Source organism: Hymenobacter bucti, assembly GCF_042681145.1.
GTDB classification, from domain to species: Bacteria; Bacteroidota; Bacteroidia; order Cytophagales; family Hymenobacteraceae; genus Hymenobacter; species Hymenobacter bucti.
The window spans coordinates 697,179-714,656 of sequence record NZ_JBHUFD010000018.1; the positions used below are offsets into that span (position 1 = coordinate 697,179).

The window sequence follows — 17,478 nt, forward strand, 5'->3', positions numbered from 1 at the left end:
CCTCGTTACGCTTACTAGTTTGGGTGCCGTAGCCCGGCCATACTTCGCACTTTTAATGCCCAGGTCGCAGGTTCGAGTCCCGCCTTTGGCTACCTAGGTAGCTTTTGTAGCTCAGTTGGTTAGAGCAGGATATTGGAGGCCGGGCGCTTGTTGCCCCAAACTATACTTGAAAAATCCAGTGCCGTAGGAAGGCGCTACTTCGTCTGGTGAAAGCTGGCCCCATGGGACAGTTGGGTTCGATTCCCGCTCCGAAGCTTCGGCTTTGGAAATGCCGCCGACCGCTTGTTGCCTGGGTTGATTTTTTGATTATCTATTAAAAACTGGTGCCGTAGCGAGGCCATACTTCGCTAGGATTAAGGAGGTCGCGGGTTCGAATCCCGCCTGCTGGCCCAGCCAGTGGTGGCGTAGTGGTTAGCGCACCTTAAAGAGAAGGCTTCGTGCTTGTTGCCCAGTTTTTAGAGGATTACTAGTGAGCTACTGCTTGCCCTACGCGGCTGAAATTGGGTGTCGTAGAGGAGCGCTACTTCTTGTACTCCTAAGGGTGCCGCAGGTTCGAATCCTGCCCGCGTGGGCGCTGGCCCGCGTGCGTGGCTGAGTGGCCGAAAGCGAGAACCCGTGCCTATCGCTCTTCGCTTGTTGCCCCAATTTTTACTCGTTTCTCATTCTAAACCAGACACTCTCATGCAAAGAGCTATTCCCGTCAACCCGACCGCAAACATGACTATTCCACTCCTAAGCTCGGCGGGCCACTGTGGCCGCGTCGGTTGTGTATGGCCAATCGCAACAAACCCATTCCGGCCCAAGTGCGCACCGCGCAGCGGGCCGACGCCGCCCTCGCGCGGCACCTAAACTGGCAAAAGTGGCCCCTGGCCCGCCAGTTAGCCTACCTGTTTTCGGCGGAGGCCGCCACCGGTATTGCCACCCGCGTCGAGCCACACTCGGTGCTGGCCAAGCTGTATCGGCACTGCGTGGCCACGCGCTCAAGCAACGAGCAGTGGCGCATCCGGCACTTTCTGAGCCAGTTGGTGCAGTGCCGCACGGCCCTGCTGCACCGGCCCGAGCTAGTGCCGGCCCTGGCGCACATCGGCCTGCATTATGCGCAGCGGGTGCGCGAGCTGAGTGCCTGGCAGCCGCCTTCCAAAAATGCTTTTTACCAGCTCGATAGCCTGCTGCGGCACCTCTTCGACCAGTACGGCGACGTGCCGGCCTGGGTGCTGGGTGGCTGGGGCAGCAGTCCCGACCGCCACGCGGGCCTCGACCTCACGCAGCTGGCGCTGCACATAGGGCGGGGGCAGGCGCTACGCCGCTTTGCGGGCCTGCCCGTGGCCATCAGCAAGCGCCAGGAGCACGCTCTGCGGCAGGCGCCGGCGGGCTGCACGTTTCAGGAAGCTTACCGCTACGCCCAACTGGCCGAGCGTGACGCTACTGAATGGCTGGGCGTGGCGCTCGACTCGCGCCTGGGCCGCGAGCCCATCGGCCTCGACGATGCGCTGTGGCTGGCGGTGCTCGACCTTTTCCGGGCCGAGCCCGACCTGGACCCCTGGCAGTTTGGCCCCGTGTGCGACTGGATTTACTTCCGGCGCTGCGTGGGCAGTCCCGCTGAGTCGGCCCAGCCGGGCTTTTCGCTTCGGGGCCGTAGCCTGGCTTCGCTGCTGGCGCACACGGCCCGCTGGCACCGTACGCTGGGCCACCTCGGCCGCAACCCGCACTACATGAAGCTACTCGAAAGCACGTGGCCCGGCCTGTCGGTACCCGACTTTGCGGGTGGCGAGGGCGGCTGGGTGCAGGTGCGCCAACTGCGTGATTACCCTGCCCTGCTCGAAGAAGGCCAGCGCATGCACCACTGCGTGGCCAACTACCAGCGCAGCTGCCAGCTGGGCCGCAACGGTATCTTCTCGCTCACCTTCAACGGCGCGCGGATGCTGACGTTACAGCTCACCGCCGCCCGCCAGCTAGTGCAGGTGCGCGGCAGGTACAACCGCCTGGCCTCGGCCGAGGAGCAGCGCTGGGTGAACCAGTGGCTAGCCGTAGCGCGCCTGACGGTGGCCGACTACGCGTGGGAAGACTGAGGTATACGCAGGTCAAAATACATTTCGCCCTGCCGGACAACGATAAAGGTCAACCCAAAACGGTGCCGTAGCCCTGGCTTACTTCGCCTGAAACTCGAACTACCCCAAGCCAGCGCGTTTGTCGCCCGTTTTTTTCCTGGAAGCTGCCGGATGCCGTAGGCCCGCGCTACTCCGACCTGTCACGTCGGGCCCGCCGTGGCCCGTTGCGCAGGCCGCTTATCGCTCCGGCAGCTTCTTTTTTCTGCGTTTAAATCGGCTGTCCTTGCGAGCGCAGCGAAGTAATCGCACCCGAACGGCTCGTCTTGATGCGATTGCTTCGCTGCGCTCGCAAGGACAGCCGATTAAGTGTCAAATACAATTCATTAACAACTAAAGCTATGGCCTCACAACTACGTGGCAATGACTTGCGGCAGCTCGGGTTTCCTGAGGGCCGCGCTATCGGGCTGGCGCTGGCGCAATTGCAGCGCAAAGAACACAAGCGCCTACCCCAAACCGAGCAGCTGGCGCTGCTCAAAACCATTCTGACCAGCCCCACCGACTACCTCACCGACCTGGCCTGGAGCCACACGGCCGCCGCGCTGCTGCCGCCCCCGTCGCGCCACGTTGAGTTGGTGGCGCGCAAGGAGTACGCCACCTTCGGGGCCGAGCACATCGAGCAGGGCGCCATTCACCAGATGGAAGTAGCCATGAAGCTGCCCGTGACGGTGGCCGGCGCCCTCATGCCCGACGCGCACTACGGCTACGGCCTGCCCATCGGCGGCGTGCTGGCCACCGATAATGCGGTGATTCCCTACGCCGTGGGCATGGATATCGGCTGCCGCATGGCCTTGTCGGTGTTCGACCTGCCGGTCAAGTACCTAGGGCAGCGCACCCAGGAGCTGCGCAACCTGCTGCTCGCCAACACCCGCTTTGGCGGCGGGCGCGGCTGGGAGCGGGGCCAGCGCCTAGGGCACGACGTGCTGGAGCGCGACGAGTTTGCCACGGTGCCGTTCCTCAAAAACAAGCACGTCAGCGCCGTGGAGCAGCTTGGTACGTCGGGCTCGGGCAACCACTTCGTGGAGTTTGGGCTGGTCGAAATTACCGACCCGACCAACGACCTAGGGCTGCCGCTGGGCCAGTACGTGGGCGTGCTCTCGCACTCGGGCTCGCGGGGGCTGGGCGCGAGCGTGGCGCAGCACTACACAGGCCTGGCCCGCGACGTGTGCAAGCTGCCCGCCGAAGCCGCCTACCTCGCCTGGCTGGGCCTCGACACCGAGGCCGGCCAGGAGTACTGGGCCGCCATGACCCTGGCCGGCGACTACGCTTCGGCCTGCCACGAGCAAATCCACCGCCGCCTGGCTAAAACGCTAGGGGAGAAGCCACTGGCGAAAGTGGAAAACCACCACAACTTCGCCTGGAAGGAGCGCCTGGCCGATGGCCGCGAGGTCATCACGCACCGCAAGGGCGCCACGCCGGCCAGCGCGGGCGTGCTCGGCGTCATCCCCGGCTCCATGACGGCGCCCGGCTTCATTGTGCGGGGCAAGGGCGCGGCGGCGTCGCTGGCCTCGGCCTCGCACGGGGCCGGCCGGCTCCTGTCGCGCACCCGCGCCAAGGCCGAGCTCGGCGAAGCCGAGGTGCGCCGCCATCTCGCCGACCACGGCGTGGAGCTCATTGGCGGCGGCCTCGACGAGGCGCCGATGGCTTACAAGGACATCCACTCCGTGATGGCGAGCCAGCGCGAGTTGGTGGATGTCCTAGGGTCGTTCACGCCCAAAATCGTGCGCATGGACGGGGCATAAAATTGCGGCGAGCCAAAATCCGACCCCACCATTGGCTGCGTAGGTGGGGTAGGCTCTTTGGAGTCGTGTTTTCATAAGCAAATAGAGAGCACCCTTTGGGTGCTCTCTATTTTTTTGTGCTAATCAACAGGTTATGATAGATAAATCAGGCCTTGTTTCGGCGGCAGGCGGGGGCGCAGCTAGCTAGGCAAAATCGCCGCCAGGCGCCTTCCTGGCCGGCGCCCGTTTAGCGCAGCAGCTTGCTAAAAAAGGGCTCCAGCTCCTTGGCCAGGATGGCGTGGTCCTCCACGTTGGGGTGGCCCGAGCAGCCGCGCGCCTGCATGGGCTGGAAAAAATACGTGGCCACGGGCTTACTGGCGGGGTAAGCGGCGTTGGTTTGCTGCTGCACGGCCGTGAGGCAGCGCTGGAGCAGGGCCCGGTTTTGGCCAGAAGCCATGGGGCTGCTCAGCAGAGCCAGCTGGGCTTGCGGATACTTCGATTTTACGAGCTTAATAAATTGCAGGTAGCTGCTCACGTAGCGGGTGCTGTCGAAGGGTAGGCGCGAGGTTTTGCCATCGCCGGCGCTCAGGTCGTTGGTGCCGAGGGCAATGCTCACTACCTGGGGCGAGTAGGTCTTAAAATCCCACTGCCGCGTGCCTTTCTCTTGGAAATCAAGCTTCTCATACACCTGCGGCATGTTGGGGCCCTCGCTGTTCCAGTTGCGGTAGATGCCGATGCCGCTGACGCTGCTCAGCACAAAGTTGGTGTGGAGCGCCCGCGCCACCCTAGGGCCGTAGGCCAGGTAGGCATTGTGCTGGTCGTGGTACACGCCGGTGCCGCAGGGCACCTCCGAGGGGTCGGCCGCCGCGCCGCACGTGATGCTGTTGCCGATAAACTCGATGAGCGGCAGCCGGGGGTTGGGCAGGGCTCTTACGTTTTGACCGGTTATTTTGTCGAGGACAATGGCCCCGGTGTGGGCCTCGGTGGCCTTGTAGAGCCATACTGTGTGCTTGCCCGGGCCGGGCGCCGTGATAACCAGCGGCGCCGCCCCTCCCGCCACCCGGAGGCGCTTTTGGTACACGCCATCCAGCTCGTACTGTAAATAGTTGTGGTCCTGGCCGGCCGGCAGCGTTGCAAAAACCCGGCACTCCGTGCCTTCGAAACTAAAGCCTAGGTGCGCCGCCGAGCTAATCAGTTCCAGTTGCTTCTGCTGGTTTAGTAAAGTGCGGCCGTAGGGCTGCAAGGCCGTGGCGGGGAGCGTGGTAACCGGTTTGGCCGTAGGGTGGGGGGCTGCGCCGCTCAGAGCCAGGCTGCTAGCTGCTACTAATGCGTAATGTGCTAAGAATTTCATATGCAGTGTTTCATCTTCAGAATAAGGGCGCCGAGCAGGCCGCTACGGCTTACTTGCTCAGCACTACCACTACCACGTCGTGGCTGGGTACAGTGGCCACGAAGGGCTTTTTGGTGGTGCCCACTTCCTTTTGGGCCCACGGGTTGCGCAGGCGGTAGGTGGTTTTGGCGGCGTTCAGCTCGACTTTGGCTACCTCGTCGGCGATGGGCGTGGCCTGCCAGTCGAAGCGCACGGGCTGGGGGCGCTTGCTGCGGTTGAGGAAAGCCACGGCCCACTTGTCTCCAGCCAGCGGCTTGAGCCAGGTTTCGAGGCTGTCCTTGGCCGCGTAGCGGAAGCCCTGCACCCCTAGGGGGTCTTGGTCGATGGCCAGCACCTCACGGTTGGTGAGCGTGGCTTTGGTTTGGGGGCTCATCGTGCGCAGGTCGTTGCCGGTGATGAGCGGGGCGGCCATCATGGCCCACATTGTGAAGTGGGCGCGGTCTTCGTTGGCGGGCATGCCGTTGCCGACTTCCAGCATGTCGGGGTCGTTCCAGTGGCCGGGGCCGGCGTACTGGCGTAGGTGCTCCTGCTTGTCCATAATCTGCATCACGCCCCACGCTTTCCAGGTGCCGTTGTCCTTGATGCAGTCGAAGCAGTTGTAGATGTCGCCGGTGGTGCGCCAGAGGTGGCCCACGGTGGGGCCCCACTCCCAGGGCTTGTCGTTGCCCCACTCACAAATACTGAGCACCATTGGCCGGCCCGCCTTGCGCAGCGCCGCCGTGATGGTTTTGTAGGCGCCCTCGGCCTTGAGGCCCTCGGTGTTGCACCAGTCGTATTTGAGGTAATCGACGCCCCAGGCGGCGTACTGCTGGGCATCCTGAAACTCGTAGCCCCGGCTGCCGGGGCGGCCGCCGCAGGTTTGCGAGCCCGCATCGGAGTAGATGCCCATTTTCAGGCCCTTGCTGTGGATGTAGTCGGCCAGCGCCTTCATGCCCGACGGAAAGCGCTTGGCATCGGGCTGAATGAAGCCCTGCGCATCGCGCTCGCCGTGCCAGCAGTCGTCGATATTGATGTAGGTGTAGCCCGCATCTTTCATGCCGGTACTTACCATGGCATCAGCCACTTCCTTGATTAATCTCTCGTCAACGTTGCAGGCAAACTTGTTCCAACTGTTCCAGCCCATGGGCGGCGTCAGGGCCAGGTTATCAAATTTCTTGTAATTCTGGGCGTAGTTGTTGCCCTGACCTAGGGCGGGTAGCGCGCCGAGCAGCCCGAGTACGAAGAGCGGTAAATGCTTCACAATAAAAATAGGGTGGGTGAGAAACAGCTCTGGTAAAGCAGTTTGTAAAAAAGCAAAGTGGAGTAGTTAATCAAACTTAACTAAAAGGTTTTAGCAAAAATGCACTAGAAATTCTGTTGGCAGAAGGAAGCTGTACAAAAAAAACTATCCGCCGCAGTTTTCACGCTAGGTGGTGTTCTGCAGCGCCAGCAGTTGCTGGCTGTCTGGGTAAGCAAAGCGGGACTATCGCGCCTGTTCAATAGCCGCCCAAATGCGCTGGATTCACCTTACTCGCTAGGGTAAGGAATGCAAGGCAAAACCCCACCTAGGGTACTACTGGCTCACGAGCGTGAGGTAGCTGCCCGCGTCGAGGGTGAAGCGGGCCTGGCCGCCGGCCACCTTCACGGGGGCCAGCTCCTGGTGCGAGCGGGTGGGGTCCGTCACGTAGCAGCGCAGGCGCTTGACCCCGGCGGGCAGCCCGCCGAGCGTGATTTGGCGCGTGGCCCCGTTGTTGACGACGTGCACGGCGTACACATTTTTGGCCGGGTTGCCGAGAGCCGCGCAGGCAATGTCGGGGCGGTTGGCGGTGAGGGGTAGGTAGGCTACGTCAAGGGGCGTGGCGGCCAGCTGCTGCAAGTTAAAAAAGCGCTGGGTGGGGTGCAGCGGGGCGTTATTGCCGAAGATGCCGCCGCCCGCCAGCGGCGAGTAATCAGAGGTGAGCTGCCACTGCAAGATGCTGAGCGGCTGGCAAACAGCGAGTAGGCGCAGGTAGAGGCTGATTTCCTGCTGCGCGTAGGTAGGCTCCTCAAAAATGGCGGGGTAGCCCCAGGCCTGGGCGTCGATACTGCCCTCGCCCACCAGCAGCGGCAGCTGGAGCTGGGTGGCCGCGTCGGCCCATTTTTGCAGGGTGGGCGTGTCCCAGCCGCGCCACGAGTGAAACGACACCGCCCCGATGTAGGGCCGCGCCGCCGCGTCTTGCAGGGCCGGCCCAATGAAACCGAACGAGTTGGAATCGGAGTTGTCGCCGAGCAATAGCTTGGTTTTCAGCCCGCGCGAGGCAAAGTAGGCCCCTAGGTTCTTGATAAGGTCGGCGTGCTCCTGCCCGGTCTGCCGGATGTTGATGCCCAGGTCCGACTCATTGAAGGAAAACAGCGTGGCCTCGGTGCCATACTGCTCCTTGAGGTAGACCAGGTAGTCGGCAATCGACTTGTAGCTGGCGGGCAGGTTAGCTTGGTTGAGGGGCGCGCCCCACTGGCCGTTGGCGCCCGGCCCGGTGCCGTTGCCCTGGTCGCCCACCACGGCCCACTGCGGCGCCGACCACGCCGAGACAATAATCGGCATCCCGAGCTTACCTAGGCGCTGCGCCATTTCCATCGACTCGCGCACGTGCGGGGCCAGCTGCCCCTGCCGGGCGGCGGCCGTGGGGTCGGCACCTAGGGCGGGCTGCCAGAGCTGCCACGGCATCTCGACGCGGCCGTAGGCCACGCGCGTATTATTCAGGCAGTAGTCGATTACCTGCGGGTCGTGCTTGGGGTTTTGCAGCCGAAAGTTGCCGCCGAAGCCCGCCCACGGCCGGCCCGGCTGCGCCGGGTTCAGGGCCAGCTGCACGGGGGCGCGGTCCACGGTGCCGGTCGCCGTGATGGTGAACGTCTGCTGCGCCTTCTGGCTCTTGGCCAGATTGCCGGCCCAGATGGGCAGGTACACCAGCAGCGGCTGGCCCGCTTTGGCCGGGCGCAGCAGCACCTTGCCGGGGGTGGCCAGCACGATGTCGAGCCGGCGCGTGGCAGCCACGAGGCGCAGGCGGCTGGCCACGGGGCTTTCGCCGGGTGCGCCGCTCAGGGCCTGCTGGGTTAGCACCTTGCCCTGGGTGTCCAGAAACTGCACTTTGGCTTGGGCATATTCCTCCCTAGGTAGCTCCAGGGCCATAAAGGCGCCGAGCATGGGCGTGGTGGCCCGGGCCGTGGCTTGCACCGCCACCGAGGCCCGGCCGGGACCTAGGTCGGTCACGGTTTCGCGCAGGTCCAGGCTGTCGAGGCGGGTCGTGACCAACTGCGCCGGGCCCTGGCGTGTGTAGTGGGGGCGCTGCGCTTCGTGCCGGGTGGCGGCTTCGCTGGCCCCGCCGGGGCGCAGCAGCCGCAGGCTGGCGTTGGTTTCCAGCAGCTGGCCCTGCACGCGTAGGCCCTGGAGGTTGCCCCAGGGCGCCAGCTCGGCCTGGCCGAAAGCGGGGTGCCAGCTTCCCAGCGTGAGAAGCCCGAGCAGGGCCAGCGTGGGGGGAGCGGAGCGGAATGGAACGGGCAGCTTCTTCATACTAAACGGGCAACTAAACTGAGTAAAACTAGGGGGTAATTCCAGCCGCTAGGCAGCCCCCAGGGTCCTCATTTAACGCAGAAGCGCCACCGACCCTAGGGCCAGCGGCGCTTGCGTGTGCTCATGAATAGTCAACTTGCTGATGGGCAGCCGACCGGCTTAGCCCTTGGGCACGATGCGGAAGTTGTCGAACGAGATGTCAGCATCCAAGGCGCCGTCGCCGAGGAAAACGAACTTGCACTCGTGCAGTGGTTTGTCGAGGTCGGCTTTCTTATTGATGAAGCCGCTCAGCGGAACCGTCATCGTGCTCCACTGCCCGCGCGTGTTAAAGGGACTGGTGGGCGTCCAGGTATAGGTATTATTAGCGGCCACATCGCCATCGATAGAGAATCGGATAGCATTGGTATTAAATGCCTTGAGCGTATTCACCTCGAAGCGCATCACGTAGTTGCCGGGGTTGGCGATGACGTCGGCGGGCAGCGCGATGTTGTTGTTGGTCGAGAACTCCGTCCAGGTCCAGGCGCCAATGCTCTGGCTCACGCGCACGTAAGGGCCGTTGACGGGCGCCGGCATGGGGCCTGTGGTGATGAACGTGTTACCGCCCCATACGCTGCCGTTGGTGTCGTAGCCGAAGAGGATGTTGCGGTTGTCTTTGTAGCGGCCGGGCACGGCGGTTTCCTTGCCGTTGGCGTCCACTACTTTCAGCGTGGCGCCGGGTGTGGCGTTGGCGGGCACCACAAAGTATACCGAGTCGGCGGTGGTTTTAGTAACGGCCAGCGCCGTACCGTTCCACAGCACCTTACCCTTGGTGGGCGTCACCTCGTAGAGGTCAAAGTTGCTGCCCACGATGGCGGCTTTCTGGCCGGGCGCGGCATATTCATTGGCCATGCTCGTCACCGACATAGCCGGCACGCTGAGCGTGTACGCCGTTTGGGCGGTGCCGCCGGCCGTGGTCACGGTGATGGTGTTGGTTACCTTTTTAGGCACCACGCGCGGTATCTGCACCGTGATTTCGGTGGCGGTGATGTAGGCATCGGCCAGCGACACATCCACGTCGTTAAACGACAGTTGGCTGACGTTGCAGAGGTTGGTGCCCTTCACGATAATCCAGTCGGCCAGGTTGCCCGAGGTGCTCACCTGGGTGCGGTCGGTGGTCGAGGTTACACTCGTGAGGGCGGGCGTGCCGCCGCACACTTCGGTGTCGTCTTTTTTGCAGCCCGTCAGGGCCAGCGTGCCGGCCAGAGCTAGACCTAGGGCGGCTTTAGGTAGTACTGAATATAAGTTCATGGATAGTTGAGTTGCGAAGAGTGAGTAACTACCGGGCGGCGCGCTGGGTGGCGCCGCCCGATACCCCCTAGGGGACTACCAGCCGGGGTTATTGCCCGAGATTTCGTGGTTAATGTTGAGTTCCGTCACCGGAATCGGCATCAGCAGGTGCTTGCTGCTGCGGCGCTTCAGCACGTTGTTTTCGTCGCTGTCGAGCGCGTTCATCACGGGCAGGTAGATGCCCCAGCGCAGCAGGTCCCAGCGGCGGTCGCCCTCGTGAGCCAGCTCGCGGCGGCGCTCCTCCAGCACGAACGAGCGGAAGGCCTGCTGGCTCATGGTTGTCACCAGGGAGGCGCCGTTGCGGCGGCGAATCTTGTTCACTGCTTCCAAAGCCTCCGCCGTGGGGCCACTGCTGGCTTCGTTGGCGGCTTCGGCGTAAATGAGCAGGATATCGGGGTAACGCAGCAGCGGGTAATTAAAATTGCCACGCGTGACGGTGCGGTCGCTCACGGCCTCAAACTTGCGCAGCCGGGCCACGTGCGAGTCGTCGACGCCCGACACGTCGGTGGGCAGGTAGCCGTAGCGGGCCCGCTTGGCGATGGCGGCGGCGCTCTGGTCCGTGCCCTTCACCACCGAGCTGTCGGAGAGGGGATAGTAGTTGAAGTTGCCGTACAGCTTCCAGCGGTGCAGCACGCCATCGGTGATGCGCTGGTCATTGTCCTCAAACAGGTGGTACCAGTGGTTGGACGAGGCAATCCAGCCGCCCTCAATCTCGCTGTTGGCGGGGTTAATGCGGCCGATGTGAAACATCGACACTTCGTTGCCAAAATTCGGGTCGTTCGAGATGGTTTGCAGCGACCAGATGTGCTCGCCCTTGTTCTGGTTGCCCACCGTCCAAACCTCGGCGTGCGTGGGGAAGAGCGTGTACACGCCGCTGGTCATCACCTCCTGGGCCTTGTCGCGGGCCAGTTTGAAGTAGTCAGTTGAGTTCAGCCCTTCGAGGCCACCGACCACGGTCTTAGTGTGGGTCAGGGCCATCGGGGATAGCAACACGCGCTTGCCCGCCACCAGCCGGTAGGTAGGCCCGCCCATTACCGTTACCTGCCCGCTAGCCAGCGAACCCGAGGCCATCGTCACGTATACCTTAGCCAGCAGGCTCTTGGCTATCGTCTGGTTGGGGTGGCCTACTACGGCGTTGGCGGCCGGGTACAGGTCAGCTTCCGCCGCCTTTAGGTCTTCAATAATAAAGGCATACACATCCTTCACCGGCGAGCGGGGCAGCTGGGGCGTTTCGCCGTCGGCCACCGCTTTCTTGAGCAGCGGCACCGGCCCGTAGGCCCGCACCAGCAGGTAGTAGCCCCAGGCTCGCAAGAATCGTAGCTGCGCGATGGCGTCCTTCTGGGCCGCGGCGTCCATCGGCAGGGCCTGAATCCGGGCCATGGCAAAGCTGCAGTGGTTAATCAGGATGTAGGGGCCGTTCCAGCCGTTGTCGATGCCCCAGTAGTTCTGGAAGTTGCCGGCCCCAATGTCGCCGAAGGCCCAGGTGGCCCCGGTCGCGTCGTCGTTGTCGTAGTCCCACAGGTTGGGGAAGGGCCCGTAGCGGAACATGGTTTCCCCAATTATTGTGTTGAGGGCACCGTTGATGTACAGGTCCGCGGAGGTAATCTGGGCGGGGGCAACCCCGGAAACCGGCTTCTCGGTCAGGAAGTCTTTGCACGAGGTGGCCCCCAGCAGCGTGGCCGCGAGGAGGGCCGAAGTAACTAGCTTTTTCATATAGCAGGCAGGGTGGGATAAATACGGTTAGAAGCCCAGGCGTAGCCCCAGCGTATAGGTGCGGCTGGTGGGGTAGGAGTTCATGTCCACGCCCCGGCGGGTAGCATCACCGGCGAAGGCGCTCACGTCCGCATCGTACCAGCTGTACTTGCTAATGGTAAACACGTTACCGACAGCCCCGTACAGGTTGATGCTATCGATGAAGGGCAGGGGCTTGTTGAAAACGTAGCCGAAGTTGATATTTTTGAGGCGCACGTAGGAGCCATCTTCCACGAGGCGGTTCGAGAGGCGCGCCTGGCGCGTGTCGGCGGTCAGGGGCTTGGGCCAGGTAGCGGTGGCGGCGGTTTCGGGCGTCCAGCGGCCGTCGTACACAAACTGCGGAATGTTGGCCACTTGGCCCATCCGAATCTGGTAGAGGTTGCTGTTGATGATATCGTTACCCTCCACGCCCTGCACAAATACGCTCAGGTTGAAGTTGCGGTACGAGAAGTTGTTCGTTACCCCATAAGAGTACTTGGGGTTGGTGTTGCCGATGATAGTGCGGTCGGACGCGCTGATGCTGGTGGGGTCGCTGTCGAGGTTTTTGTACTTAATCTCTCCAATCTGCTGGCGCTGGGTGGCTTCCGACTGGTTGGCAAACTGCGGGTCGGCCTTCACCTCGGCCAGGTTGTCGTAGAAGCCATCCTCCACGTAGCCGAGTATTGCCCCGATGGGCTGGCCGTTGCGCTGCAGAAAGAACTGGTCGGCGCCGAAGTACAGGCGCGGGGCGTACTGGTCGCCGGGCAGGTCCTGCAGCTTATTGCGGTTGAAGGAGATATTGGCGTTGACGCTCCACTTAAATTGCTGCGTAGAGAGCACCGTGCCGACGCCCGAGAGCTCCAGGCCCTTGTTCTCAACCGAGCCGAAGTTGGTTTGCTGGTAAAACGAGCCGCTGCTCGGGTTCAGCGAAATGCGCTGGAGCAGGTCGCGGGTGAGCTTGCGGTACACATCCACCGTGAAGGTGAAGCGGTTCTGCATAAAGCCCAGGTCCAGGCCGATGTTAGTCTGGCCGGTGGTTTCCCAGCGTAGGTTCGGGTCGGCCGGGCCGATGTAGGGGTTGTCGGAGTAGCCCGGCTGCAGGCTGCCGCCCGCTACGTAAGGCGTGTAGTAGAGCAGCGCTAGCGTGCCATAGGCGCCGATGGCCTGGCTGCCGGTTTGGCCGTAGCCGCCGCGCAGTTTCAGGGTGCTAAACACCTGCATGCCCTGCATGAAGCGCTCCTCATTCACATTCCAGCCCACCGAGAACGAGGGGAAGCTGGCGTACTTATTGGTCTCGCTGAAGCGGCTCGACCCGTCGCGGCGAAACGACACCGTCGCCATGTAGCGCCCTTTATAGCTGTAGTTGATGCGGCCCAGCAGCGACATAATCGCGCCGTCCGACTTGCTGCTGTTCAGCTGCCGCTGGTTGGCGCCGTTGCCAATGCTATTATCCTGGAGCAAGTCGTCGGGAAAGCCCGTGGCCGACATGTTGCGCATGTAGTAGCTATTGTTTTCGCGCGTGGCCCCCACCACCGCGTTCACCGAGTGGTCTTTGCCGAAGGTCTTATTAAAGCTCAGCAAGGACTCTAGGGTGAGCGCCCGCCAGGTATCGTCCGACACGAACGCCGAGCCGTTCACGGTGCGGCCTTCCTGCAGGCGGCGGCCGTAGTACACCTCCCGGTTGTTACCACTGAAGTTTACCCCGATGTTCTGCCGGAAGCTTAGCGAGGGCGTAAACTGCACCTGTAGGTAGTTAGCCGAGTAAATGCTGGTCGAGGCCGTCTGGTCTTTAGCCTGCTGCAGGTATGTGAGCGGGTTGGCGGCGGCGTACCACGACACGTTATTCTCGCGGGCCAGCGCGGCGGCATCCACTACCGTGGGGAACGTGGGCGGAAATACCAGCGCCGAGCTGATGAGGCTGGCCTCGTTGCCGTTGGAGTTCGACTTGGCCAGGTTGTAGTTGCTGAACGACACGTTGTTGCTCGTGCCAAACTCAAGCCACTTAAACAGCTTGCGGTTGACGTTGACCTGCAGGCCGTAGCGCGTGAAGCTCGAGTTCTTCACGATGCCCTGCTGGTCGAGCACGTTGCCCGAGATGGAGTAGCCTCCCTTGTCGCTACCGCCCGACATGCGCACCGTGTAGTCCTTGGTAACGGCCGTGCGGAGAATCTGGTCCTGCCAGTTGGTGCCCGTAAAGCCGTCGGGGTAGGAAGTGCCCTGCAGGCCGGTGAGGTAGTCCTCAGGGGCGGGCAGGCGTACTACCTTACCCGTGAGGGGGTCGGGGGCCGTTATGCCCGGAAACGGCGCCTGCGTAGGGGCCGCCCCGTTGTAGGTAATGCTGTTCTGGTACGCCTCATTTTGAAAGAGGGCGTACTGGTAGGCGTCGAGCACCTTAATGCGCTTCGCTATCTGCGAGATGGTCGTGTTGGCAATTACTTCCACCTTGTCGGTACCAGCCTGGCCCTTCTTGGTTTGGATAAGTACCACGCCGTTGGCCCCGCGGGCGCCGTAGATGGCCGTAGCCGAGGCGTCCTTAAGAATTTCCATGCTGGCAATGTCCTGGGGGTTCAGGAACGAGAGCGCATTGGTGCTTTGCTGCGAGGCAATACCCGTGCCCGCCGATGCCGCTGAGGCCGCGGGTGCGATGTAAGGAATACCATCGATAACGTAGAGAGGCTCGGTGTTGCCGGAAAGCGAGTTGGCCCCCCGAATGGTGAGGCTGATGCCCCCGCCGGGGGCTCCGTCGCTGCGGTTCACCGCTACGCCGGCCACCTGGCCCTGTAAGCCTTGATTGATGCTGGTCGGAATGGTTTTGAGTAGGTCTTCGGTCTTCACCGTCGCTACCGAGCCGGTGAGGTCGCTACGCTTCACGCTACCGTAGCCCACTACCACTACTTCGTCCAGCGCTTTTTGCTCGGCCAGCCCCACGTCGAGGGTATTTTGGCCATTCACTTTGCGCTCAACGGTTTGGTAACCCACAAAGGAAAAAATCAGCGTGGCGTCGGGCGTGGGGAGGGCCAGGGCGTAGGAGCCATCCGAGTTGGAGGTGGTGCCGCGGGTGGTGCCCTTCACCACGATGCTCACGCCAGGTAGGCGGTCGCCCTTGGCCCCGTCGGTCACGGTGCCTTTTATCGTAGTCTGGGCCACCGCGCACAGCGGCCCCGCCGCGAGAGCAGTGGCTACTATTAGGGGGGTAAAATTCTTCATACAGAGCGAGTATTAGTTTGGAAACAGAGGTTAAGAGCCGGCCGCTGGGGCGGGTATCCGGCGGGGCCGGCGCGGGGCGGAAAGGGGCCATGCGCAGTGCCGGGACGAGGGGCATGGGCAAGCAGTTACGCCGATGAGAATCGCTGTTTCATTTGGGTGGGACTTAGATGGGTGAGGCGGTATGAAGAAGCCCTGGCAGTAGTGGTTGAACCAGTGGCTAACAATAGCAATCGTTTGCGGTAGTTTTTATTAGATTTTCGCTGCAATCGTTTGCGTTAAAGTTATAGACTAGAAATAGCCTGGCAATTTTTTATACCCCCTCAGAATCAGTTTTTTGGTGCTAGTAAAGAGGTCACCAGAGTCCTCATCGCGGGGCTGACTGGCCAGTGGTGGCAGATGAACAAATCATTAATTTTTCATGCTCAGCATTTTACAGTTACCCAGGACGAGGTATAATTAAAAAAATATTTCTTAAAAATATTTTTTGCTTTCTCCCAAAATATTTCTCGCAAAATCATTTCGCATAAGCCGTTCAGTAGCAACGGGGTGCCGCTACAACAATTCGACAGATTTGCCTTGAGCCAAGCTTATTTCACGCCCTGCCTAGGTGTCGGCAGATAGCTTACCTGGGGTTGCAGCGCCTCCAGGGCAGCGGCCAGGTACACCAGCGGGGCCTGCCAGTTGATGGCAATCTCGTTGGAGGCGTAGGAGCACACCGTATCGCTGTAAGCCAGCGGGGGTAGGGACGAGGGGTAGGCGCATTTATCCTGGCGGCCGGGGTTGGGGCCGCCCACCAGCAGGCCGGGCACGGGGGCAGCTATGCCATCGGCCTCGGAGGGGCGGTGGTGCGGGTGCTGGGGGGCGCAGCTGCCGCTACCCGTCACGAAAGAGTAGCCGGTGGCATTGCGGCCGAGCAGGTAGTCGAGATTGGTGAGCGCGGCCAGCAGGTAGGGCCGCTCGCCACTGAGGCGGTAGGCCTGAATGAGGGCGATGCCCTGGTTGGCAGCTTCGGCACTGCTGCCCCAGTTGTAGTCGCGGGCGCGGTGACCCATTACGGTGCCGTAGGCGCGGGTGGCGTGGCCGGCTTGCAGGCTATCGGCCAGGGCCTGCACGCGCTGCTGCACCTGCGGCAGGGCCCGGCGGCCGGCCGGCGTGAGCGTGCTGCTAAAGCGCAGCAGCGTGTAGTAGGCCAGTGGGCGCACTTGGCCCCAGTTGGCCACTGGTAGGGTAGTGGTAGCTAGTAGCTGGCCGGCTTCCCAATACTGCTCGTCTTTGGTGGTCACGTATAGTTCGGTGGCGGCCCACGCCCACTCGTCGCGCACGTCCTCGTCGCCGTAGGCCCCGGTCTGGATGGCTGGTTGAAACTGCTTGTTCAGCTCATCTTGCTGGTAGTAGGTGGCCGGGTGCTGGCGCGCCCAGCCCCAGGCTTGGGTCGAGGCGCGCAGGCACGAGTCGGCCAGGCCCGGCAGCGCCCGGCCAAAAGGGCGAAGCACGCGGCTGGCCTGCGCCAGCACGGCCGCGAAGTCGAGGGCGGCGGCTGTGCTTTTTTGTACCACGTAGCGCGGGGTGGCGCAGGCGTCGGGCATCACCATGCCGTCGAAGCTGGCGTTGGTGAGCTTGTGGTACACGCCTCCATCAGTAGGGTCTTGCATGGTGAGTAGCCAGCGCAGGTTCCAGAGCGACTCGTCGAGCACGTCGGGCAGGGCGTTGGTGCTCTCCGGAATGTTTGACTTGAGCTGCCCGCAGTAGGCCGGAAAGTCTTCGTAGAGCGAAAACAGCGTACCTAGGGTGATGCCCGAGTTCACGACGTACTTGTTGTAGTCGCCCGCATCGTACCAGCCGCGGGGGCTGGCCAGCACCGTGCCGGCGGGCCGCTGGGCCGTGGCCGCCGAGGCGTGCACGAGCACCCGCGTATCGGGGTGGCCAGCGGGGCGGGCCCAGGCGCCGGCGTAGGCGGGCGGCAGTGCCGTGGAGGCGCGCTGGTAATAGAAGCCCTTGAGGGCGGCCTGGGCCACGGCTTCGTGCACCCTAGGCTTAATCTGGAAAGGGTAGGAGCTGCCCACGCTTGGCACCGCCAACACGAACGTGCCTACCGTCTGGCACGCCGAAAAGTCGGCTAGCCGCACCGTTTGCTGCGCCAGGCTGTCGTAGCGGGCCGCGCCCAGGTCGCCCGTGAAAATGGGCTTGGTACTGCCGGGAGCCATTAGCGAAAAGCGGCCGCCGGCCGCGCCCACTACCACGGCCACCTTGGGGGCGGCCGGGTAAAAGCCCACCTGGTTAAGGTGAATGGTTGCGGCGGGCTGCTGTGCCTGCGCGAGCGGCGCGGCGGCACCTAGGAGGATGCCGGCCGCTAGTGCGCTGCGTAAAGCATTGGTGAGCATAGGAGTAGGGTGGGAAAAGGGGTTGACGCAAGGCGGCGGCGAAAACTCAAGAAAGCAGAAGCGGCAGCCGGCAAGCTAAGGCTTATGAAAG

The 17,478-nt window shown here is 62.7% G+C and carries 9 protein-coding genes; 2 read left to right on the plus strand and 7 right to left on the minus strand.

What is annotated here, in order from left to right; all coding sequences use genetic code 11:
• The first annotated feature begins 770 nt into the window (after positions 1-770).
• Together ACFSDX_RS22080 and ACFSDX_RS22085 are read left to right on the plus strand one after the other, a co-directional pair.
• Positions 771-2,069 (plus strand): PcfJ domain-containing protein, encoded by a 1,299-nt coding sequence (locus ACFSDX_RS22080; RefSeq protein WP_382317554.1) that lies wholly within the window; start codon positions 771-773, stop codon positions 2,067-2,069.
• Positions 2,070-2,446: 377 nt separating this feature from the next.
• Positions 2,447-3,847 carry an RtcB family protein gene (locus ACFSDX_RS22085; protein ID WP_382317556.1) on the plus strand — a complete coding sequence of 467 codons (1,401 nt, stop codon included), beginning with the start codon at positions 2,447-2,449 and terminating at the stop codon, positions 3,845-3,847.
• A gap of 226 nt (positions 3,848-4,073) precedes the next feature.
• On the opposite strand, the gene ACFSDX_RS22090 is transcribed toward ACFSDX_RS22085, so the two are convergent.
• The 7 genes from ACFSDX_RS22090 to ACFSDX_RS22120 all read right to left on the minus strand — a co-directional run bounded on the left by ACFSDX_RS22090 (position 4,074) and on the right by ACFSDX_RS22120 (position 17,387).
• On the minus strand, positions 4,074-5,177 hold the full coding sequence (locus ACFSDX_RS22090) for an SGNH/GDSL hydrolase family protein (RefSeq protein ID WP_382317558.1): 1,104 nt from the start codon (positions 5,175-5,177) through the stop codon (positions 4,074-4,076).
• 49 nt (positions 5,178-5,226) lie between these two features.
• On the minus strand, positions 5,227-6,456 hold the full coding sequence (locus ACFSDX_RS22095) for a glycoside hydrolase family 27 protein (RefSeq protein WP_382317559.1): 1,230 nt from the start codon (positions 6,454-6,456) through the stop codon (positions 5,227-5,229).
• Positions 6,457-6,768: 312 nt separating this feature from the next.
• A complete protein-coding gene (locus tag ACFSDX_RS22100; protein ID WP_382317561.1) occupies positions 6,769-8,742 on the minus strand; it encodes a glycoside hydrolase in 1,974 nt (657 codons plus the stop codon).
• Positions 8,743-8,901: 159 nt separating this feature from the next.
• On the minus strand, positions 8,902-10,029 hold the full coding sequence (locus ACFSDX_RS22105; RefSeq protein WP_382317563.1) for a glycan-binding surface protein: 1,128 nt from the start codon (positions 10,027-10,029) through the stop codon (positions 8,902-8,904).
• Between the two features lie 75 nt (positions 10,030-10,104).
• The gene (locus tag ACFSDX_RS22110; RefSeq protein WP_382317565.1) at positions 10,105-11,781 is read right to left on the minus strand and encodes a RagB/SusD family nutrient uptake outer membrane protein; all 1,677 of its coding nucleotides are present in this window, start codon (positions 11,779-11,781) and stop codon (positions 10,105-10,107) included.
• Positions 11,782-11,808: 27 nt separating this feature from the next.
• Positions 11,809-15,006: a SusC/RagA family TonB-linked outer membrane protein gene (locus ACFSDX_RS22115; RefSeq protein ID WP_382317567.1), complete on the minus strand. Its 3,198-nt coding sequence runs from the start codon at positions 15,004-15,006 to the stop codon at positions 11,809-11,811.
• A gap of 587 nt (positions 15,007-15,593) precedes the next feature.
• The gene (locus ACFSDX_RS22120; protein WP_382317569.1) at positions 15,594-17,387 is read right to left on the minus strand and encodes a glycoside hydrolase family 9 protein; all 1,794 of its coding nucleotides are present in this window, start codon (positions 17,385-17,387) and stop codon (positions 15,594-15,596) included.
• Positions 17,388-17,478 lie beyond the last annotated feature (91 nt).

Bases quoted from the DNA above. Each gene is read 5' to 3' on its own strand.
- ACFSDX_RS22085 (WP_382317556.1), top strand. From the start codon at position 2,447: ATGGCCTCACAACTACGTGGCAATGACTTGCGGCAGCTCGGGTTTCCT.
- ACFSDX_RS22080 (WP_382317554.1), top strand. From the start codon at position 771: ATGGCCAATCGCAACAAACCCATTCCGGCCCAAGTGCGCACCGCGCAG.
- ACFSDX_RS22090 (WP_382317558.1), bottom strand. From the start codon at position 5,177: ATGAAATTCTTAGCACATTACGCATTAGTAGCAGCTAGCAGCCTGGCT.
- ACFSDX_RS22120 (WP_382317569.1), bottom strand. From the start codon at position 17,387: ATGCTCACCAATGCTTTACGCAGCGCACTAGCGGCCGGCATCCTCCTA.
- ACFSDX_RS22115 (WP_382317567.1), bottom strand. From the start codon at position 15,006: ATGAAGAATTTTACCCCCCTAATAGTAGCCACTGCTCTCGCGGCGGGG.
- ACFSDX_RS22110 (WP_382317565.1), bottom strand. From the start codon at position 11,781: ATGAAAAAGCTAGTTACTTCGGCCCTCCTCGCGGCCACGCTGCTGGGG.
- ACFSDX_RS22105 (WP_382317563.1), bottom strand. From the start codon at position 10,029: ATGAACTTATATTCAGTACTACCTAAAGCCGCCCTAGGTCTAGCTCTG.
- ACFSDX_RS22100 (WP_382317561.1), bottom strand. From the start codon at position 8,742: ATGAAGAAGCTGCCCGTTCCATTCCGCTCCGCTCCCCCCACGCTGGCC.